Origin of the sequence: Nonomuraea sp. NBC_00507 (assembly GCF_036013525.1) — a bacterium.
Lineage (GTDB): Bacteria > Actinomycetota > Actinomycetes > Streptosporangiales > Streptosporangiaceae > Nonomuraea.
In genome coordinates this window covers 459,872-478,473 of sequence record NZ_CP107853.1, presented here as the reverse complement: position 1 = coordinate 478,473, position 18,602 = coordinate 459,872, and the positions used below count along the sequence as shown (strand labels likewise).

Here is an 18,602-nt window from a genome sequence, read left to right as displayed (position 1 = left end):
AGGAGCCGGCCATGGGGCCCAGGCAACCCACTGTCCTCGTCGTCGGAGGAGGCACCTCCGGCAACGCCCTGACCATCCTGCTGCGGCAGGCGGGCATCGCGGTGGATCTCGTCGAGATCAAGCCGGACTGGAACGTCCGCGGCTCCGGCATCACCCTGCAGGGCAACGCCCTGCGCGTGCTGCGCGAGGTCGGCGTGTGGGACGAGATCCGCGCCCACGGCTACGCGTTCGACACCTTGGGGCTGACCGCGCCCGACGGCACCGTGCTCCACGTTCACGAGGACCTCCGCACCGGAGGAGACGACCTGCCGGCCACCTTGGGCATGCAACGCCCGAAGCTGCAGCACATCCTCACCGACGCCGTCCAGGCATCCGGTGCGCGCATCCGGCTGGGCACCACCGCCGACACCCTCACCCAGGACGGCACCGGGGTCGTCGCCGGCTTCAGCGACGGCACGCAGGGCCGCTATGACCTCGTGGTGGCCGCCGACGGGCTCAACTCCGCAACCCGCGCCGCCATCGGCATTGGCGACAAACCGGAGCCGACCGGCATGTCCATCTGGCGTATCCCCGCACCCCGCCCGGCCGGCGTGGAACGCAGCGACCTCACCTACGGCGGGTCCTGCTTCATCGCCGGCTACACGCCGACCAGCAAGGACACCCTGTACGCCTATCTGGTCGAGCCCGACCGCGACCGCGCGGACCTCCCGCCCGACTGCTACGCCAAGGAGATGCGGCGCCTCGCCGAGGGGTACGGCGGCGCCTGGGACGAGATCCGCGCGTCGATCAACGACCCGGCCCAGGTGAACTACACCCGGTTCACCCGGATGCTGGCCGAGGGATCCTGGCATCGGGGCCGGGTCGTGCTCATCGGGGACGCCGCGCACTGCTGTCCGCCCACCCTGGCTCAGGGCGCGGCCATGTCCCTGGAGGACGCGTGGGTGCTGGCCCAGCTGCTGAGCAGCGGGGCCGCATGGGACGAGGAACTGCTCAGCAGCTACCGCGAGCGGCGGATCGGCCGGGTCAGGATGGTCGTCGACGCCTCCGTGCAGCTCGGGCAGTGGCTGCTCGACGGGGTACGCGGTGACGTGCCCGGGCTCATGGGCGCCACCATGACCGCGCTCAAGGAGCTGCCGTGACCGCGGACGCCCCCACGGTCGACGTGCACGCGCACGTCCTGCTGCCCGAGGTCGACCAGGCGGTCGCCGACCGGCCGGGACTGGCCGCCGCCCGCGCGCTGGACGCGCGCCGCAACGGACCCGACGCGCTGGCCGTCAACGCCGCGATGATCCGCGAACGCATCCCGCGGCTCACCGACGTGACGGCCCGGCTCGTCGCGATGGACACGGCCGGAGTGGACGTCCAGTTGATCTCGCCCTCGCCGTCGCACTACCACTACTGGGCCGATGAGGACCTGGCCCGCTCGGTATGGGAGCTGGCCAACGCCGGGATCGCCGCGTACGCCGCCGCAGCTCCCGGCCGGCTGTACGGCCTCGGCCTGGTCCCGCTCCAGCACCCGGGGCTCGCCGTGCCGGCCCTGGACCACGCCCTCGGCCTCGGCCTGCGCGGGGTCGAGATCTCCAGCCACGCCCCCGGCAGGGAGCTGTCCGACCCGGCATACGAACCCTTCTGGGCCCGTGCCGAGGAGACCGGTGCCATCGTCTTCCTGCACCCGTTCGGCTGCACTCTCGACGAACGGCTCGACCGCTGGTATCTGTCCAACACGGTCGGCCAGCCGGCCGAGAACGCGGTGGCGCTCTCCCACCTGATCTTCTCCGGCGTGCTGGACCGCCACCCGGGGCTGCGGATCGTCGCCGCGCACGGCGGTGGCTATCTGCCCACCCACATCGGCCGCTCCGACCACGCCTGGCGGTCGCGCACCGATGCCCGCGCCGGCTGCGCGCACCCGCCCAGCAGCTATCTGACGCGCCTGTGGTTCGACTCCCTCGTCCACGACCCGCACGTCCTGCGGGAGCTGCTGCGCGTCGCGGGCCCGCAGCGGGTGCTGCTGGGCTCCGACTTCCCCTTCGACATGGGCACCGACGATCCGCTGGGCGCGCTGCGCGCCGCGGGCCTGTCCGATGCCGACTTCCACGCTGTACGCGGCGGCAACGCGACGACGCTGCTGCGCCTCACCTGAGAGGGATCTCCTGCCATGACTGAACGCCTGCTCACCCATCTGCGGCACGTCGACCTCGCCGTGCCTGACTACGACAAGCAGCTCGACTTCTACGGCGGCGTCTGGGGCCTGACGAAGGTCGCCGAGGACTCCGGCATCGCGTTCCTCGCCGCCGAAGGCTCACCGGAGCAGTACGTCGTACGACTGCGCCAGGCGGACGAGAAGCGCCTCGACCTGGTGTCGTACGGGGCCGCGAGCCCGGCCGACGTGGATGCCCTCGCCGAGCGGCTGCTCGCGGGCGGGGTCCGGCTGATCTCCCAACCGGGCAAGGCCGACACCCCGGGCGGCGGCTACGGCTTCCGGTTCTTCGACGTCGACGGCCGGACCATCGAGGTCTCCGCGGACGTCGAGGTCCGCCGGCACCGCAAGATCGAGGAGAAGGAGGCGATCCCGGTCAAGTTGTCGCACGTCGTCCTCAACTCCCCGAATCTCGACCGGACGCGGGAGTGGTACGAGCGGCACCTCGGCTTCCGCCTCTCCGACACCCTCATGCACCCCAGGATGGGTGAGGCGATGCACTTCATGCGGATCAGCAACCAGCATCACTCGATGGCGATCGCCAAGGGACCGCACACCTCCCTGCACCACATCTCGTTCGAGATGCGCGGCATCGACGAGTACATGCGCGGCTCCGGCCGCGTCATCCGCGCGGGTCACCGCAAGATCTGGGGTCCCGGGCGGCATCTGGCGGGCGACAACACGTTCACGTACTTCCTCGACCCGCACGGCAACACCGTCGAGTACACGACGGAGCTGGAGCTGCTCGACGAGGACACCTGGCACCCGCACGTCTACGACTTCTCTCAGCCGGAGGTCAGCGACCAGTGGGGCACCGCCAACCCGATGAACGAGCTGGTCGCCAAGGAGTCCTTCAACGACGCCGACCACGGCTGCTTCGTCGCACCACCGGTCTGATCCCCTTGGGCACGGCCTCTCGACCGCACCCTTGATCCCTTCCACGGAGCCGCGCCATGCGCTTTGCCCGATATGAACAGCACGGACGCCGGCACGTCGCCGTCCTCGACGATGACGGCCGACTCCATCCGGTTCCAGGAGAGGACTCGCTGCTCGACCTGCTCCGCACCGGCCGTCTGCGCGAGGCGGCCGCCGCGCTCGACCTGACTGCCGGCCCGCGCGTCACCGACGTGCGTCTCCTGCCGCCGCTGGAGCCTCCGACGATCCGGGACTTCGTCACCTTCGAGGAGCACGTCGAGGGCGTACGCCGCTCGATCGACGGCTCCGCCGGCGTGCCCGACGCCTGGTACGACGCCCCGACCTTCTACTTCACCAACCCGTACGCGGTCATCGGCCCGTACGACGACGTGCCCGTCCCGCCGGGCAGCCAGGTGCTCGACTTCGAGCTCGAAGTCGCCGCCGTCATCGGCCGCGAGGGCCGTGACCTCACCCCTGAGCAGGCCAGGGACCACATCGCCGGTTACACGATCTTCAACGACTGGTCCGCGCGCGACCTCCAGTCCCGCGAGATGCAGGTCAACCTCGGCCCGTGCAAGGGCAAGGACACCGCGACCACTCTCGGCCCGTACCTGGTCACCGCCGACGAGTTGGAGCAGTACCGCGACGCCGAAGGCTTCCTGCGCCTGGCGCTCACTGCCGAGATCAACGGCGACGTGGTCGGCGCGGACCTGCTGTCCAACATGAGCTGGACCTTCGAGGAGATGATCGCCTATGCCTCGCGCGGCGCACACGTGCGTCCCGGTGACGTGCTCGGCTCGGGCACGTGCGGCAACGGCGGGTGTCTGGCGGAGCTCTGGGGTGTCCGCGGGCGCGACTCCCGCCCGCCGCTGAAACCCGGCGACACGGTCACCCTCACCGTCGAGGGCCTCGGCACCACGTCCAACACTGTGGTCCCGGGAGCAGCCCCGGTGCCGGTCCCCAGGGCCCGCCGCCGGATCCGGGAGCGACCATGAGGCTGCTGGGCAAGGTCGTGGTCGTCACCGGTGCGGCCCGCGGCCAGGGCGCCGCGGAGGCGGCGGCGCTGGCCCGTGAGGGTGCGCAGGTGCTCGCCACCGATGTGGAGGCGACGGGTGACTGCCGCCGGTTGGACGTCACCAGCGAGCAGGACTGGGCCCGGCTGGCCGCCGATCTGCGGGAGTCGTACGGCCAGGTCCACGGCCTGGTCAACAACGCGGGGATCACCTGGCGTGCGCGCCTGACGGACGTGCGGGCGGAGGACTTCGACCGCGTTCATGCCGTGAACGTCACCGGCCCGCTGCTCGGCATCCAGCAGCTCGTCCCGCTGATGCCGCCGGGCTCGTCCATCGTGAACGTCGGCTCGGCCGCCGCGCTCACCGGCCACTATCCGGTCGCGTACACAGCCGGCAAATGGGCGCTGCGCGGTCTGTCGAAGGCGGCGGCCACGGAACTGGGCCCGCGCGGAATCCGCGTGAACACCATCCACCCCGGCTTCATCGAGACCGAGATGACCGCCTCCGCCCACCCCGCCTTCCGCGCCGCGAACGTCCGCGAGACCCCGCTCGGCCGCACGGGCACGGTCGACGAGGTCGTCCCCCTCGTCGTCTTCCTCCTGTCCGACGAGGCGTCCTTCATCACCGGAGCCGAGATCCCGGTGGACGGCGGCCTCACCGCGCACGGCGGCGTCAAGTCCATCTCCGACGCGCTGCGTCCAGAGCGGTCATAGACCCTGACCGCAGGCGTTTCCGCGGGGAGGGCGCCGTCGCGGCCGCGGCTGGTGATCGCGGGGCAGAAAACCCGCAGAAGGTGGGAAGACGTCGGCTATATGGTGCGTCAGTGGACACTCTGGAAAGCCTCGTCATCGTCCGGCGGCTACGAGTTCCCATCGACGCTCCCGCCGACGTCGCGCCCGACGGCTGGGGAGAGGTGGCCGCCCGCCAGCTCGACGCAGCCCTCCTGAGCGTCGGCTTCAAGTGCTCGGCGCCCTTGCTCGAACGCCTGGCGGGGCTGCCCGGCGAGACCGTCCTGGACCTCGGCGTACGCGTCCTGGCGGCGGTCCGCGGCCTGGTGGGCGACCATGTCCAGCACAACGCGTACTTCATCGACTTCCCCGAGAACGTGCCGGACACCCTGGAGTTCTGGGCCGGCCTCCTGCGTGAGACCATGCTCGACCCGGTCGCCGCCGAGCGGCTCCAGCCGCCGACGCTCAACCTGCTGACCCTGCCGGGCTACGGCCGCTACCAGCACACCTACGCCGACCTGCTGGCCGCGCACGCTGAGCTGATCCCGCTGGCAGGCGACCGGGTGACCGTGCTGGAACTGGGCGGAAGCCTGGAAGCGGAGGCACGCGAGCTCTACTTCTCGCTGGCGGGCTCGCCGTCGCCGTTAGCCGCCGAGGACCTGGCGGCGTTGCGGTCGCTGGCGTCGTACTGCGCCGACGAGCCGGAGCGCATCCCCGTGCGCGAGAACCGCGCCATCGTCAACGAAGTGCGGCTGGCCACCGGCCGGCCGCTGCTCGTGGACACGGTCACCGACGTGCTCCGGCTCGCCTGCGGCTGCTCCGGCGGCGATGTCACGCTGGCCGCGCCCACCCGGTTCCGTTCCTTCCGGCGCGCCGAGCGCCGCGCCCTCCTGCGGGCTCTGGACGCGGTCGCCACTCCGGCCAAGCTCGGCGACGTGCCACGCCACCGCGAGCAGTGGAAGCGGCTCGGCGAGCGGCTGCATCCCCATGACTATCCGCATCTGACGCGGGCCGGCCACGTCTTCGACGTGGCCAGGGGCGTACGCGAGGCCGCCGGCTTCGACAGCCGGGTCGAGGCCGCTCTGTCGGCGGGCCGTGCCGCGGATGCCGTCCGGCTGCTGGAGAGGGCGCCCGGCGCGTTGCTGCGCCGCCTCGACCACCTGCTGCGGACCGGCCTGTCCGCGTCGGCCGTGCTGGACGCGGCGGAGGCAGCCGCGGCCGGTGCTTCCGGCCGGGTCCTGCTGTCCCTGCGCGAGCACCTGCAGAACCGGCTCGCCCCCACCGCGGGCCGCGTCTTCACCAACCGGTACGGCAGGGCGTGGGCGACCCCCGACACCCGATCGACGCTGGAGGAGGACGTCCTGGCGCGGGCGCTGGACATCCTGGACACGCAGATCGCCGGCCGCCTGCCCGACCCGGGCGAGCTGATCGTCGATCCTGACGTGCTCGACGTGGCACTGCCGTTATCCGGCAAGGCCGTCGCGCCCGGGCTGGGCATGCTGCCACGCGGCTCGCTGTCGGCCGTGGGCGGCGAATTGCTCAGGTTCTTCGTCCATTGGCGGCAGGCCCGGCGGCGCACGGACTACGACCTGTCCGCTCTCCTGCTGGACGCCTCTTACGGCAACCCGGCGCACATCTCGTGGACGAACTACTCCAACGGCTTCGCCGAGTACTCCGGTGATCTCACCGAGGCCCCGGACGGCGCGTCGGAGTTCATCAACATCCGTCTCGCCGAAGCGGCCCGGCCGATCATCATCCCGCAGGTCAACATCTACGCCGGGGAACGGTTCGACGAGGCCGCCGAGGCGTTCTTCGGGTACATGACCAGGGACGCCGCGCAGGGGGGCAGGCCGTTCGAGCCGCGGACCGTACGCATGAAGTCCGACCTGCGCGGCTCCGGCCGGATCGCGCTGCCCCTGGTCTTCCTGCGCGGTGACGACGGCGCCTGGCGGGTGAAGTGGCTGCATCTTTACCTGAAGGGGCATCCCGGCTTCAACCAGGTGGAGGGCAACCGGGTCACCGCCTCGCTGCTGGTGCGCTCGATCGTGGAACGCGACTACCTACGCGTCCGCTATCTGGCCGGCCTGCTGGAGGCGAAGAGCTCGCAGCAGGCCGGGGGCACCACCTACATCGGGCTGGAGGCTCCGGCTGATCTCCCGCCGGGCGCGCGGGTGTACACGCCTGGGACCCTGCACGAACTGATCCCGGCCTGATACCGTTGAGATCGTCATGAGGCCATTCGAGGGCTTCCTTCTCACCTTTCGGACCAGGAATGCCCGAAAGGGCGCCTGGCTTGGCTAGCTCTCGAGCCTTCCTCACGACCCAGCGGTTGCCTCGTTCTTCCGGGCGACGTCCTGTGTTCATCGACGGGTCGTGGCCGGCCCCTAGATTCCGATCTCGTGAAATTTCATGACACCACGGATGTCAAGGAGCGCGGCCTCGCCCGGCGTACGCTCATCGCCGGCGCCCTGTCCGCGACGGGCCTCACCGTCCTGGGCGGCACGGCGGCCCACGCGGCCGCCCGGCCGAACGGGAAGCCGCCCCGCGTCCTGATCGCCACCAACGAGCCCTGGGGCACCTACCACGTGGCACCCCTGCTGCCCGAGGCGCGCCGCCTGGGGTGGGAGGTCGTGCAGTTGGTGCCCGATCTGTCCGGGATCAAGCCTGGTGACCCGGTCACAGTGGCGACCCCGGACCGGATCCCGCCGGCCGACCTGCTCGTGGTGACGGGCGCGGGAGACTGGCCCGCGGACTGCGCCGCGCGGCTGCCCGGACTGCCGATGATCGCCAGCTCGCTCGCCTACCAGCTTCCGGTCGAGGCGCCCCGTGCGGCGGAATTCCGCTCCCGGCTCAGGGCGATCACGGCGTCCTCCCCGGCCGAGGCGAAGGTGTTCGACGACTACCTGGGCACGCGCCGCCCGATCACGGTCGTGGGCACGCCGCAGACCGACGACCTGCCCCGGCACACCCCCGAACCCGGCACCGTGCTGGTGCTCACCAGCGTGACCAGGTCCAGCCAGACCGGCGGCTCGGCCCCGGGCACCGAGCTGCTCCTGGCCGCCGCCGAGCGGCTCGCGGCGGCCGGCAAGCACATCCTGGTGGGGCTGCACCCGCGCGAGGACCGCTCGTTGTGGGAGCGGTACGAGATCAGCTCCGTTCCCTCGGTCCAGGCGTCGGCGCGGGCCGAGGCCGCCATCGGCATCCCGGGCACGGTGTTCCCGGTCGTCGCCGCCGTGGGCGTCCCCTTGGTGGGCTGCACGGATCCGCGCCTGCAGATCCCCGGCTACCTGCTGAGCGTGTGCTCGCACACGATCACCGCCGCGGACGCCGCGGTGACCGCCGTGGCGCAGGCCAAGCCGGTCTCGCGCGACGTGCTGTACGAGGCCGTCGGCCCCATCGGCGGCTCGGCCCGCAGGCTGCTCAAGGTGTGGAGGAAGGCGGGCATCCGAGTCTGACCGGCTGCTCGGCGGCGCTCCGGGTCATTGGCGGCAGGTAGTATCTTGTTTTCGGATTTCGGTTCTCGGGGTTGCTGAGGCATACTGCGGGGAGCACCCCGCTCGATCGGGCGAGTTACGAAACTGCTCCCTGCGTCGGGTATCCTCTACAGGCCGGGTCCATACCGGCTCAAGGCGGAGTAGCTCAGTCAGGCAGAGCAAACGGCTCATAATCGTTGTGTCGCCGGTTCAAGTCCGGCCTCCGCTACTGCCCAATCCCAGGTCGGCAGGCCTGGGCATGGGCGTGTCCATGTCCCGAACGTAGAAAGGCACTCCCAAGTGGCTGCCACCGACGTTAGGCCGAAGATCACGCTGGCCTGCCAGGAGTGCAAGCACCGCAACTACATCACGCGGAAGAACCGGCGTAACGACCCGGATCGGCTTGAGCTGAAGAAATACTGCCCCAACTGCCGCACGCACCGCGCGCACCGCGAGACTCGATAGCTCTCCGGGGGCTTCTCCATCGTTCATATCGCACAACCGGCGTCCTGGTGTGGGCGCCGGTTTGTCGTGTCTGCACTCCGGTGCCCGCCTCACCCCGCGGGTGCGCGACGGCCAGGCCACGGCATCGCGTAAAGAGCAGGCATCACCGGCGACAGCCGAACCTTGTTCTGTTACCGTCGGCCTCAGCAGCGCTCGGACGAGGGACATTGCGAGGGAGCACTGATGGCCTTGAACCGTGACTTCGTGGGCAGGACCTACCCGCCCAGCGCCCCCTACGAGGTCAGCCGGGTGAAGATCAGGGAGTTCGCGGCCGCGATCGGCGACGCCAACCCGATCTACCGCGACAAAGAAGCCGCTCAGGCCGCCGGTTACCGCGACGTGATCGCGCCGCCGACGTTCCCCATCGTTTTCAGCCTGCAGAGCGGCGGCGACGCGCTGGTGGATCCGGATCTCGGGCTGAACTTCGCCATGGTGGTCCACGGCGAGCAGCGTTTCGAGTACGTACGCCCCGTCTACGCCGGCGATCAGCTGGTCAGCATCGCCACGATCACCGACATCCGGACCGCCGGGCGCAACGAGCTGCTGACGGTGCGCAGTGAGGTCGCGACCGTCGAGGGCGAGCCGGTCTGCATCACCTACAACACGATCGTCGAGCGCGGAGGGGCCGGCTGATGGGCGCCACGGTGAAGTACGACGAGGTCGAGGTCGGGCAGGAGATCCCGGCCGTGGACTACAACGTGCGCAGGCTCGACCTGGTGATGTACGCCGGCGCTTCCGGAGACTTCAACCAGATCCACTGGAACGAGCGGTTCGCCAAGATGGTCGGGCTGCCTGACGTGATCGCGCATGGGATGTACACGATGGCGCAGGCCGGGCGGTTCGTCACCGACTGGGTAGGGGATCCCGGTGCGGTGCTGGACTTCGGCGTGCGGTTCTCGTCGATGGTGGTCGTGCCCGATGACGATCAAGGTGCGACGATCTCGGTGAGCGGGGTCGTGGAGGAGAAGCTCCAGGACAAGCGCGTGGTCATCGGCCTGACGGCCAAGTCGGCCGAGGCCAAGGTGCTGTCCAAGGCTCGCGCGGTGGTCCAGCTGTCCTGACGCGCGATGATAGGTCCGGTGGCTCTCGGGTACCCGTGTGCCTATGAGTGAAGCTGCGCGACAGGTATGGCCCACGGTCCGGTCGATCCCCGTCTCCGCCGTGACCGACGCCAAGCCGCCCGGGCGGCTGCGGCCCGCGCGCCTGGAGCAGGTGGCGGGCAGTTCGGGAACCGGACGGGACACCACGGGCGGCGCCGCGACCGGTGTGGGCACGGCCGGGGCCAGGCCGCGGGCGGGCTCGGGCACGCACGCCCGCCCCAATCCCGCTGCCGAGCTGGGCTTCTCCGGCGACCCGGGCCAGCACGGCGACACGGGCGACCCTGGCGACGCGATGCTGCACGCCCAGCGCACCTGGGACGCCACACTGGCCACGAACCGCCTCGACGACCTGGGCGTCAACGCCGAGCGGCAGCGCATGGAGATCAAGGACATCACGACCACGGTGAGCCTGCTCGCCGACGGCTGGCCCGCTGATGTGCGTACCTGCGTGCAGTCGGTGATCGACCACACGGACGTGAAGGTGCTCGCGCTCGACCTGGGCAACCTCGACGGCGCCGGTGACGTGCTGGACGACCTGGCCGAGCGCTACCCGCACCGCGTCGCCGTCTGGCACGTGGCCGAGCGGCCGCACTGGCGAGGAGGCACGGCGACCTGGGGCGAGAGCCGGGCCAAACTGCTGCGGCTGGACGAGTCGGACGTACACGTGCTGATGGAGACCTCGATCGTGCTCCGTGGCGACGCGCTGACCCCGCTGGTCGCGGCCGTCGCGGGAGGGGCGGTGGCCGCCGGGTGGCGGGGTGTGGACCCGTCCGACGGACGTGAGACCGGCCCGGGCCGGGTGCCGGCGCTGACCGGCGAGCTCATGGCGGTACGCCGATCGGCCGCGCTCGGTGCGCTGCCCGAGGGCGCCCACTACGGCCGCCACGCGGACCTGGAGCTGTCGCTCGGCCTGCGGGGGGAGCTGGTCGTGCCTGCGGGGCCGCCGCCGGTGGAGCGGCTCGGCACGCACGACGTCCCGGCCGACTACCAGGAGCGCGAGTCGCGGCGTAACTATGACGGGGTGCTGCGCATGCTGAGCGCCTCTTAAGCTAGGTGCCCATGGAAATGCTCGCGCCGTACACCACGCTGCGCCTGGGCGGTCCCGCCCGCGAATTCGCCGAGGCCACGACGGCGGAGCAGCTCGTGTCCCTGATCGCCGAGGCCGACATGTCCGCGGTGCCCACGCTGGTGCTCGGTGGAGGCAGCAACGTCGTGGTGGCGGACGAGGGGTTCGACGGGCTCGTCATCAAGGTCGCGACCAGCGGGGTGTCCGTCTCACGTGATGGCGATGAGGTGCTGGTCACGGTCGAAGCAGGCGAGGACTGGGATCCGTTCGTGGCCCGCGCGGTGGCAGAGGGCTGGTCGGGCATTGAGTGCATGTCCGGCATTCCCGGGCTAGTGGGGTCCACGCCCATCCAGAACGTCGGCGCGTACGGGCAGGAGGTCTCCCAGACCGTCAGGTGCGTGCGTGCTTACGACCGCCGCACCCGGCAGGTGGTGGATCTGGAGGCGCGGCAGTGCGGGTTCTCTTACCGCGACAGTGCCTTCAAGCGGGATCTGGCGCGATATGTGGTGCTGGCGGTGACGTACGTGCTGAAGGTTTCCGAAATGTCAGGACCTGTGGCCTATAAGGAGCTGGCCGGGCTGCTGCGGGTCGAGCTCGGCGACCGGGTGCCGCTGGCGCAGGCCCGTGAGGCCGTCCTGGGGTTGCGGCGCGGCAAAGGCATGGTGCTCGACCCGGACGATCCTGACACCCGCAGCGCCGGCTCGTTCTTCACCAACCCGATCCTGACCGCCGAGCAGGCGGCGGAGCTGGCGACCCTCGCACCCGGCCATCCGCGCTGGGAGATGCCCGACGGGTCGCTCAAGGTGCCCGCCGCGTGGCTGATCGAGCAGGCGGGCTTTCCGAAGGGGTATGAGCGCGGGCCCGTACGGATCTCCACCAAGCACACCCTGGCCCTGACCAACCCCACGGGAGCCGCCACCACCGCCGAGCTGCTCGCGCTGGCGTGTGAGGTGCGGGACGGGGTGCGGGAGAAGTTCGGCGTCACGCTGGTCAACGAGCCGGTGCTGGTCGGCTGCGCCCTAGGGGAATAGGCGTCCCGGCGGGGGCTGTTATGGTGTTCTGGAATTGCCGAGGGGGAGTAGTCCCAATCGTGTGATCGACACACTGGCGCGTTCGCGCGCCCGGTCACGCGGGCCTTTAACGGGCGGACGAGACCTTCGGCCTGGCAGCCGTATGGATGAAGACGCTGCCGGGCCGAAGTCATGCCCGAAAACTCCCCGGGTGCCTGCTTCCGGCCTGGTGGCGCGGAAGAGGACCGTTGGAAGCGTTCTGGATCAGCCTCGCCGTCATTTTCGTGGCCGAACTCGGTGACAAGAGCCAGCTCATGGCGATGACGTTCGCGACCCGTTTCAAGACCTGGCCCGTGCTCCTGGGCATCACGATCGCCACGACCGTCGTGCACCTGGTGAGCGTGGCCGTCGGGGGCCTCATCGGGGACGCGTTGCCCACGACCGCGATCGCGGTGGTGGCCGGCCTGGCCTTCCTCGGCTTCGCCGGGTGGACGCTGCGCGGTGACGAGCTGACCGAGGACGAGTCGCGCAAGGCCCAGCGCACCACCAGGAACGCCCTGATCGCGGTGACCGTGGCGTTCTTCCTGAGCGAGCTGGGCGACAAGACGATGCTGGCCACGATCACGCTCGCGACACAGCACGGCTGGGTCGGCACCTGGATCGGCTCAACCGTCGGCATGGTCGCGGCCGACGCCCTGGCCATCCTCGTCGGCCGCCTGCTGGGCAAGCACCTCCCCGAAAAGATCATCCGGTACGGCGCCGCCGCGGCCTTCGCCGTCTTCGGCGTGGCCCTGCTGGTGGAGGCTTTTCTCTAGGAACCCCTACGAGATCAAGGACAGGCGGTGGGCGGCGGCGGCCGCCTCTCCGCGGGTCGTGACGCCGAGCTTGGCCAGGATGTTCGACACGTGCACGCTGACCGTCTTGACCGAGATGAACAACTCGGCGGCGATGTCCCGGTTGGTCCTGCCCTGGGTGACCAGCCGCAGGACCTCCAGCTCGCGCGGTGTCAGCAACTCCGACGATTCCTGGGCAGGCGCGCCGCCCACCCGCCGCGACAGCGTCTCGATCTCCTCGACCAGCGGGCTGGCCCGCAGCGCCTGGGCCAGCGGGAGCGCCACCTTCAGCCGGGCGGCCGCCCCCTCGCGGTCGCCGGCCCGCGCGGCGGCCGCGGCAGCCCGGAACAGGGCCTTGGCCTGGTTGTGCGGGCGCTTGAGCCGCTCCCAGCCGGCGGCCGCGGCGTCGAAGTCGCCGATGTAGGACAGCCGGTACGCATCCACGACAGGACCGATCACCGACAGCTCGGCCGCCACGGCGGCGGCGTGCGCGCGGACCGCCGCGGCCCGTTCGGGCTCGATGGTCTCGACGGCGTCGCAGACGATGCGGAGCAGGGCGAGCAGCCGCCAGCCCAGCATGGCCTTGGACGACTGCTTGGGGAGGGCGATCACCTGCTCGGCCACGGTCAGCGCGGCGCCGGGCTCACCCCGCAGCAGATGCCAGCCGATGCGCAGGCGTGCGTTGCTGGTGATGTCCTGGACGAAGTCCTCGGCGCGGTCCTTGAGCACACCGATCTCGGACAGGAGGCTCTCGACCAGCTGCAGCTCGCCCCTGGCCAGGGCGATGTCGGCGCGCACCCGCAGCAGGGCGTATCGGGTGCGCAGGTTGGGGCCGTGGCTGAGCGCGGCGTCGACGAGCTCGATGGCCTCGTCCCAGCGGCCGATCGACTCCAGCGCCTCGGCCCAGTTGTTCATGATGAACAGGCCGCTGCCGCGCAGCCGGCCATACTCCTTGGCGATCTTCCAGCCCTGCTCGGACAGGTGTACGGCCTCGTCCTCGCGGCCAAGGTCGATCAGCGCGTCGATGTTGTTGCCGATCGCCCGGGTGATGATGCGGCCGGAGCGCTCCTGGTGCCCGATCTCCAGCGCCTGCTCGTTGACCGCGATGGTGGACTCGAGCTCGCCGTTGAGCGAATGGCCGAGCGCCAGGTTGAGCAGCAGGTCGGCCTCGAGGCACCGGTCGCCGTGCTCCCTGGCCAGGCGCAGGCCGTCGGCGATGACCTCGCTCGCCTCGGCGGTCTCCCCGCGCAGCATGAGGTGCCGGCTCAGCGGGGTGAGGACCTCGGCCCGGTCCAGGCTGTCCTCGGGGACGAGCCGCAGGGCGTGCCGGAGCTCCTCGATGACGCCCATCTGGCCTTTGCTCATCTTGAACCCGGCCCGCCGCACGATCAGCTGCGCCACGCGGCCCGGCTCGCGGGTCTCGTCCAGCTCGGACAGGGCGGCCTTGACGAACTTCATGCCCTTGTCGACCTCGCCGCCGGCGTTCGCGGCCTCGGCAGCCCGCTCCAGCACGGCGGTGTGGTCGGCGCCGATGCGCTCGGCGGCGTCGGGGACCCGATCCCAGAGCGTGAGCACGCGTTCGAGCAGCGGCACGGCCTCGGTGTAGGCGAACGCCTTGAAGGACTTCTGCGCCGCCTCCCACGCGGAGATCAGCGCCCAGAGGTCGTTGCGGGCGCCGTACCAGTGATGGGCCAGCTCGACGGGGGCACGGCCCATCGGGACGAGCGTGCGGTCCTTGGAGATCTCCTCGGCGAACCTGGCGTGCAGGCGCTGGTGCTCCCCGGGCAGCAGCTCGTCGTGCACGGCCTCGCGGATGAGCGAGTGCCTGAAGACGTAGGCGCGGTTGTCGGCGACTTGCAGGACGTTGCCCGCGATGGCCGGGCGCAGCGCGCTCTCCAGCTCGACGTCGGACAGGCCGCTCACGGCGGCCAGCAGCGCGTGGCCGACCCGGATGCCGCCGGCCGCGGCGATGCGCAGCACCCGCTGGGTCTCTTCGGGCAGCCGCTCGACGGAGTTGAGTATCAGATCCTGCATGGACTCGGGGAACGTGCAGTCCTCGCCGCTCTCCAGCATGGCCTCGACGAACAGCGGGATGCCCTCGCTGCGCTCGTAGACGTTCTCGACGCTGCTGTATTCGGGGACCTTGCCGAGGATCCCGGTCATCTGCTGGGCGACCTCGTCGCGCGACAGGCGAGGCAGGTCGAGCCGGTGCACGCCGTTAACCCGGCCCAGCTCGGCCAGCACCGGCCGGAGCGGGTGCTGGCGGTGCAGGTCGTCCGAGCGATAGGTCATGACGATCAGCACCTGCGGAATGTGCAGGTTGCGGCTGAGGAAGGCGATGAGGTCGCGGCTGGAGCGGTCAGCCCAGTGGATGTCCTCGATGACGAGGACCGTCGGGCGGGCGTCGGCCAGGCGTTCCAGCAGTGTGAGGAACTGCTCGAAGAGCCGCGCGCGGCCGGTGTCGGTCTCGCCGTCGCCGCTGGGCTCGCCGAACTCGGGCAACAGCCGGGCCAGGTCGCGCTGGGCGCCCTCCGGGAGTAACCCGGCGACCGCGGCGGGGCCCTGCTCCCTGACGAGCTGCCGCAGCGCCGCGGTGAAGGGCGCGTAGGCCAGGCCCTCGGTGGACAACTCCACGCACCCGCCGAACAGCACGTGCGCGCCGTCGGCGGCGCAGCGCTCGGTGAAGCGCTGCACCAAACGGGTCTTGCCGACGCCGGCCTCGCCCCCGAGCAGGACGGCTGTCACCTTGCCCTTTTTGGCCTCGTCGAAGCTGTCGGAGAGAGCCCCCAGCTCCTCCTCCCGTCCGACGAAGACGGGACTGACAGAACGTCCCCGCATGTCATCAAGCATGTCATGCCTCACAGACGGTTTTCGACGCATTTAGGGGGTTCTACGGAGGCATTGAGGCCCGGCCACGAGGGAGGTAGTGGCCGGGCTCTCGTGGGGTGCTCATGAGGAACGGCGCTTGCCGAAGACTGAGCGGCGCTCGGACTTGTTGCCCCGCTCCGCCTCACGTGCGCGCCGGTGCTCGGCCGCCGCCTTGCGCAGCTCGCTCATGTGGCTCTTCATGAGCTCGTATTCGATCTCGGGATTCATCACTCTGTCTCCTCTTTCGTCTGCTGACATCCTTAAGAGTCGGTCTAAGGCCAGGTACGCCACATCGGGTGGATGCCTTATCTCTGGGCGTAGAAGCAGCTCGGCATACCTAGGACCGGCCGCACGGCGTCCTAAGGTGGTCCGGTTTGGAGGAGGAGGCCCTGGTCGGCGATGCTGTGATGGTGTCAACTCTGACGACTTCGCTCGCGGACGTAGCCGCGTCCGGCGCGACGCTACGGGCATTCCTGCACGGCCTGCCCGGCGTCGACCGGGTCGGCGCAGACCAGCGGGCGGCCATGCTCGGCACCCGATCGATCAAGACAACCGCCAAAGCCAAGGCCATTGACCTGGCCATTTCCATGGTCGACCTGACCACCCTCGAGGGCGCGGACACGGCAGGCAAGGTGCGCGCGATGTGCACCAAGGCCGTGCGCCCCGGCGGCGACGCCCCTAAGGTGGCGGCCGTCTGCGTTTATCCCGACCTGGTCGCCGTGGCCGCCGAGACGCTGCGCGGGTCGGGGGTGAAGGTGGCCTCGGTGGCGACCGCGTTCCCCAGCGGGCGCTCGTCCCTGGAGGTCAAGGTGAGCGACACGGCGCTGGCCGTCGCCGCGGGCGCCGATGAGATCGACATGGTGATCGATCGCGGCGCGTTCCTGTCCGGCGACTACCTGAAGGTCTTCGAAGAGATCGTCGCGGTCAAGGCCGCGTGCGGCGCGGCGCACCTGAAGGTGATCCTGGAGACCGGCGAGCTGGCGACCTACGACAACGTGCGGCGGGCGTCGTGGCTGGCGATGCTGGCGGGCGCCGACTTCATCAAGACCTCCACGGGCAAGGTGTCCCCCGCGGCCACGCCGCCCGTCACGCTGATCATGCTCGAGGCGGTGCGCGACTTCCGCGACGCGACGGGCCGCCAGGTGGGGGTCAAGCCCGCGGGCGGCATCCGCACCACCAAGGACGCGATCAAAAACCTGGTGCTGGTCAACGAGACGGCCGGCGACGACTGGCTGACGCCCGACTGGTTCAGGCTGGGCGCCTCGTCGCTGCTCAACGACCTGCTGATGCAGCGCCAAAAGCTGGCCACCGGGCGATACGCCGGTCCCGACTACTTCACCCTGGACTGATGATGGCGATCTTCGAGTACGCACCCGCGCCCGAGTCGCGCGACGTCGTCGACATCAAGCCGGCGTACGGACTGTTCATCAACGGTGAGTTCGTGGACGGCTCGGGCCCCACGTTCAAGACGATCAACCCGGCGACCGAGGAGAAGCTGGCCGAGATCGCCACCGCCACGTCCGACGACGTGGACCGGGCCGTGCAGGCGGCGCGTAAGGCGTTCGGGGTCTGGAGCGCGCTGCCCGGCGCCGAGCGGGCGAAATACCTGTTCCGCATCGCGCGCATCATCCAGGAGCGGGCCCGCGAGCTCGCGGTGCTGGAGTCGCTGGACAACGGCAAGCCGATCCGCGAGTCGCGCGACGTGGACCTGCCGCTGGTCGCGGCGCACTTCTTCTACTACGCGGGCTGGGCGGACAAGCTGGAATACGCTGGGTTCGGGAGTAGACCGCTGGGCGTGGCCGGGCAGGTCATCCCGTGGAACTTCCCCCTGCTCATGCTGGCCTGGAAGATCGCGCCCGCGCTGGCCTGCGGCAACACGGTCGTGCTCAAGCCGGCCGAGACCACGCCGCTGACCGCGTTGCTGTTCGCCGACATCTGCCGGCAGGCCGACCTGCCGCCGGGCGTGGTCAACATCGTGACCGGCGCGGGCGACACCGGCGCGGCCGTGGTCGCGCACCCCGACGTCAACAAGGTGGCCTTCACCGGCTCCACCGAGGTCGGCCGGATCATCGCGCGCACAGTGGCGGGCACCGACAAGAAGCTGACGCTGGAGCTGGGCGGCAAGGCCGCGAACATCGTGTTCGAGGACGCCGCCCTCGACCAGGCGGTCGAGGGCATCGTCAACGGCATCTTCTTCAACCAGGGACATGTGTGCTGCGCGGGCTCGCGGCTGCTGGTGCAGGAGTCGATCCAGGACGAGCTGCTCGACGCACTCAAGCGCAGGCTCGGCACCCTGCGGCTCGGGGACCCGCTGGACAAGAACACCGACGTCGGCGCCATCAACTCCGCCGACCAGCTCGCCAAGATCCGTGAGCTGTCCGAGATCGGCGAGTCGGAGGGGGCGCTTCGCTGGTCGCCCGCCTGCGAGCTGCCGGACAAGGGGTTCTGGTTCCCGCCGACGATCTTCACCGGCGTGGCGCAGTCGCACACGATCGCCAGGGACGAGATCTTCGGCCCGGTGCTCTCCGTACTGACCTTCCGCACCCCCGCCGAGGCCGTCGAGAAGGCCAACAACACTCCCTATGGGCTGTCCGCGGGCATCTGGACCGAGAAGGGCTCGCGCATCCTGTGGATGGCGGACAAGCTCAGGGCCGGTGTGGTCTGGGCCAACACGTTCAACAAGTTCGACCCCGCCTCTCCCTTCGGCGGCTACAAGGAGTCCGGGTACGGCCGCGAGGGCGGCTTGCTCGGCTTGGAGGCCTACCTTGACGTGTGAGCATCGCCGCTTCGGGCGTAGGAAACGGCGTGCGCAGGCCACCCGGGGCCACGCTTTCGCGCGGGCCGGTCGTCCGGTACGCACCGGCTGGTACGCCCACCGCTGCGGCGTGAGCCGGT

The 18,602-nt window shown here is 70.3% G+C and carries 17 protein-coding genes and 1 tRNA gene; 16 read left to right on the top strand and 2 right to left on the bottom strand.

The features are described from left to right. Positions 1 to 11: 11 nt before the first annotated feature. The 14 genes from OHA25_RS02475 to OHA25_RS02410 all read left to right on the top strand — a co-directional run bounded on the left by OHA25_RS02475 (position 12) and on the right by OHA25_RS02410 (position 12,821). Entirely contained in the window at positions 12 to 1,139 is a 1,128-nt protein-coding gene (locus OHA25_RS02475) for an FAD-dependent oxidoreductase (protein WP_327586002.1), read from the top strand. Next, complete coding sequence (locus tag OHA25_RS02470) at positions 1,136 to 2,140, top strand: amidohydrolase family protein (RefSeq protein ID WP_327586001.1); 1,005 nt, start codon at positions 1,136 to 1,138, stop codon at positions 2,138 to 2,140. Before OHA25_RS02475 ends, OHA25_RS02470 begins: the two co-directional genes overlap by 4 nt. Positions 2,141 to 2,155: 15 nt before the next feature. Then, positions 2,156 to 3,094 carry a VOC family protein gene (locus tag OHA25_RS02465; RefSeq protein WP_327586000.1) on the top strand — a complete coding sequence of 313 codons (939 nt, stop codon included), beginning with the start codon at positions 2,156 to 2,158 and terminating at the stop codon, positions 3,092 to 3,094. Positions 3,095 to 3,150: 56 nt separating this feature from the next. Next, a complete protein-coding gene (locus OHA25_RS02460; RefSeq protein ID WP_327585999.1) occupies positions 3,151 to 4,107 on the top strand; it encodes a fumarylacetoacetate hydrolase family protein in 957 nt (318 codons plus the stop codon). After that, positions 4,104 to 4,838: an SDR family NAD(P)-dependent oxidoreductase gene (locus OHA25_RS02455; protein ID WP_327585998.1), complete on the top strand. Its 735-nt coding sequence runs from the start codon at positions 4,104 to 4,106 to the stop codon at positions 4,836 to 4,838. The genes OHA25_RS02460 and OHA25_RS02455 overlap by 4 nt, the downstream gene beginning before the upstream one ends. A 110-nt stretch (positions 4,839 to 4,948) precedes the next feature. Continuing rightward, positions 4,949 to 7,066, top strand: coding sequence for a hypothetical protein (locus tag OHA25_RS02450; RefSeq protein WP_327585997.1), 2,118 nt, complete (start codon positions 4,949 to 4,951; stop codon positions 7,064 to 7,066). A gap of 186 nt (positions 7,067 to 7,252) precedes the next feature. Further along, positions 7,253 to 8,308 carry a hypothetical protein gene (locus OHA25_RS02445; RefSeq protein ID WP_327585996.1) on the top strand — a complete coding sequence of 352 codons (1,056 nt, stop codon included), beginning with the start codon at positions 7,253 to 7,255 and terminating at the stop codon, positions 8,306 to 8,308. 173 nt (positions 8,309 to 8,481) lie between these two features. Further along, positions 8,482 to 8,555 (top strand) — tRNA-Met (locus OHA25_RS02440). 71 nt (positions 8,556 to 8,626) lie between these two features. Then, positions 8,627 to 8,791, top strand: a complete 165-nt coding sequence (rpmG, locus tag OHA25_RS02435; protein WP_101786011.1) for a 50S ribosomal protein L33 — start codon at positions 8,627 to 8,629, stop codon at positions 8,789 to 8,791. Positions 8,792 to 9,013: 222 nt separating this feature from the next. Then, on the top strand, positions 9,014 to 9,463 hold the full coding sequence (locus OHA25_RS02430; RefSeq protein ID WP_327585995.1) for a MaoC family dehydratase N-terminal domain-containing protein: 450 nt from the start codon (positions 9,014 to 9,016) through the stop codon (positions 9,461 to 9,463). Then, entirely contained in the window at positions 9,463 to 9,891 is a 429-nt protein-coding gene (locus tag OHA25_RS02425) for a MaoC family dehydratase (protein WP_305914821.1), read from the top strand. The genes OHA25_RS02430 and OHA25_RS02425 overlap by 1 nt, the downstream gene beginning before the upstream one ends. A gap of 43 nt (positions 9,892 to 9,934) precedes the next feature. After that, a complete protein-coding gene (locus tag OHA25_RS02420; RefSeq protein ID WP_327585994.1) occupies positions 9,935 to 10,978 on the top strand; it encodes a hypothetical protein in 1,044 nt (347 codons plus the stop codon). Positions 10,979 to 10,989: 11 nt separating this feature from the next. Then, on the top strand, positions 10,990 to 12,027 hold the full coding sequence (locus tag OHA25_RS02415; protein ID WP_327585993.1) for a UDP-N-acetylmuramate dehydrogenase: 1,038 nt from the start codon (positions 10,990 to 10,992) through the stop codon (positions 12,025 to 12,027). Positions 12,028 to 12,254: 227 nt separating this feature from the next. Next, positions 12,255 to 12,821 (top strand): TMEM165/GDT1 family protein, encoded by a 567-nt coding sequence (locus OHA25_RS02410; RefSeq protein ID WP_327585992.1) that lies wholly within the window; start codon positions 12,255 to 12,257, stop codon positions 12,819 to 12,821. 6 nt (positions 12,822 to 12,827) lie between these two features. Here the strand turns inward: OHA25_RS02410 and OHA25_RS02405 are convergent, their stop codons facing one another. Further along, on the bottom strand, positions 12,828 to 15,677 hold the full coding sequence (locus OHA25_RS02405) for a helix-turn-helix transcriptional regulator (RefSeq protein WP_327585991.1): 2,850 nt from the start codon (positions 15,675 to 15,677) through the stop codon (positions 12,828 to 12,830). 111 nt (positions 15,678 to 15,788) lie between these two features. After that, positions 15,789 to 15,935 carry a hypothetical protein gene (locus OHA25_RS02400; RefSeq protein WP_327585990.1) on the bottom strand — a complete coding sequence of 49 codons (147 nt, stop codon included), beginning with the start codon at positions 15,933 to 15,935 and terminating at the stop codon, positions 15,789 to 15,791. Positions 15,936 to 16,114: 179 nt separating this feature from the next. On the opposite strand from OHA25_RS02400, the gene deoC reads away from it, so the two are divergent. Further along, a complete protein-coding gene (gene deoC, locus OHA25_RS02395) occupies positions 16,115 to 17,056 on the top strand; it encodes a deoxyribose-phosphate aldolase (protein ID WP_327590911.1) in 942 nt (313 codons plus the stop codon). Further along, complete coding sequence (locus OHA25_RS02390; RefSeq protein WP_442942043.1) at positions 17,056 to 18,483, top strand: aldehyde dehydrogenase family protein; 1,428 nt, start codon at positions 17,056 to 17,058, stop codon at positions 18,481 to 18,483. The genes deoC and OHA25_RS02390 overlap by 1 nt, the downstream gene beginning before the upstream one ends. Positions 18,484 to 18,602 lie beyond the last annotated feature (119 nt).

Excerpts from the sequence above, each read along its gene's own strand:
- OHA25_RS02455 (WP_327585998.1), top strand. The coding sequence starts at position 4,104 with ATGAGGCTGCTGGGCAAGGTCGTGGTCGTCACCGGTGCGGCCCGCGGC.
- OHA25_RS02460 (WP_327585999.1), top strand. The coding sequence starts at position 3,151 with ATGCGCTTTGCCCGATATGAACAGCACGGACGCCGGCACGTCGCCGTC.
- OHA25_RS02465 (WP_327586000.1), top strand. The coding sequence starts at position 2,156 with ATGACTGAACGCCTGCTCACCCATCTGCGGCACGTCGACCTCGCCGTG.
- OHA25_RS02430 (WP_327585995.1), top strand. The coding sequence starts at position 9,014 with ATGGCCTTGAACCGTGACTTCGTGGGCAGGACCTACCCGCCCAGCGCC.
- OHA25_RS02415 (WP_327585993.1), top strand. The coding sequence starts at position 10,990 with ATGGAAATGCTCGCGCCGTACACCACGCTGCGCCTGGGCGGTCCCGCC.
- OHA25_RS02475 (WP_327586002.1), top strand. The coding sequence starts at position 12 with ATGGGGCCCAGGCAACCCACTGTCCTCGTCGTCGGAGGAGGCACCTCC.
- OHA25_RS02405 (WP_327585991.1), bottom strand. The coding sequence starts at position 15,677 with ATGCGGGGACGTTCTGTCAGTCCCGTCTTCGTCGGACGGGAGGAGGAG.
- OHA25_RS02420 (WP_327585994.1), top strand. The coding sequence starts at position 9,935 with ATGAGTGAAGCTGCGCGACAGGTATGGCCCACGGTCCGGTCGATCCCC.
- OHA25_RS02390 (WP_442942043.1), top strand. The coding sequence starts at position 17,056 with ATGATGGCGATCTTCGAGTACGCACCCGCGCCCGAGTCGCGCGACGTC.
- OHA25_RS02400 (WP_327585990.1), bottom strand. The coding sequence starts at position 15,935 with ATGAATCCCGAGATCGAATACGAGCTCATGAAGAGCCACATGAGCGAG.
- OHA25_RS02425 (WP_305914821.1), top strand. The coding sequence starts at position 9,463 with ATGGGCGCCACGGTGAAGTACGACGAGGTCGAGGTCGGGCAGGAGATC.
- deoC (WP_327590911.1), top strand. The coding sequence starts at position 16,115 with ATGGTGTCAACTCTGACGACTTCGCTCGCGGACGTAGCCGCGTCCGGC.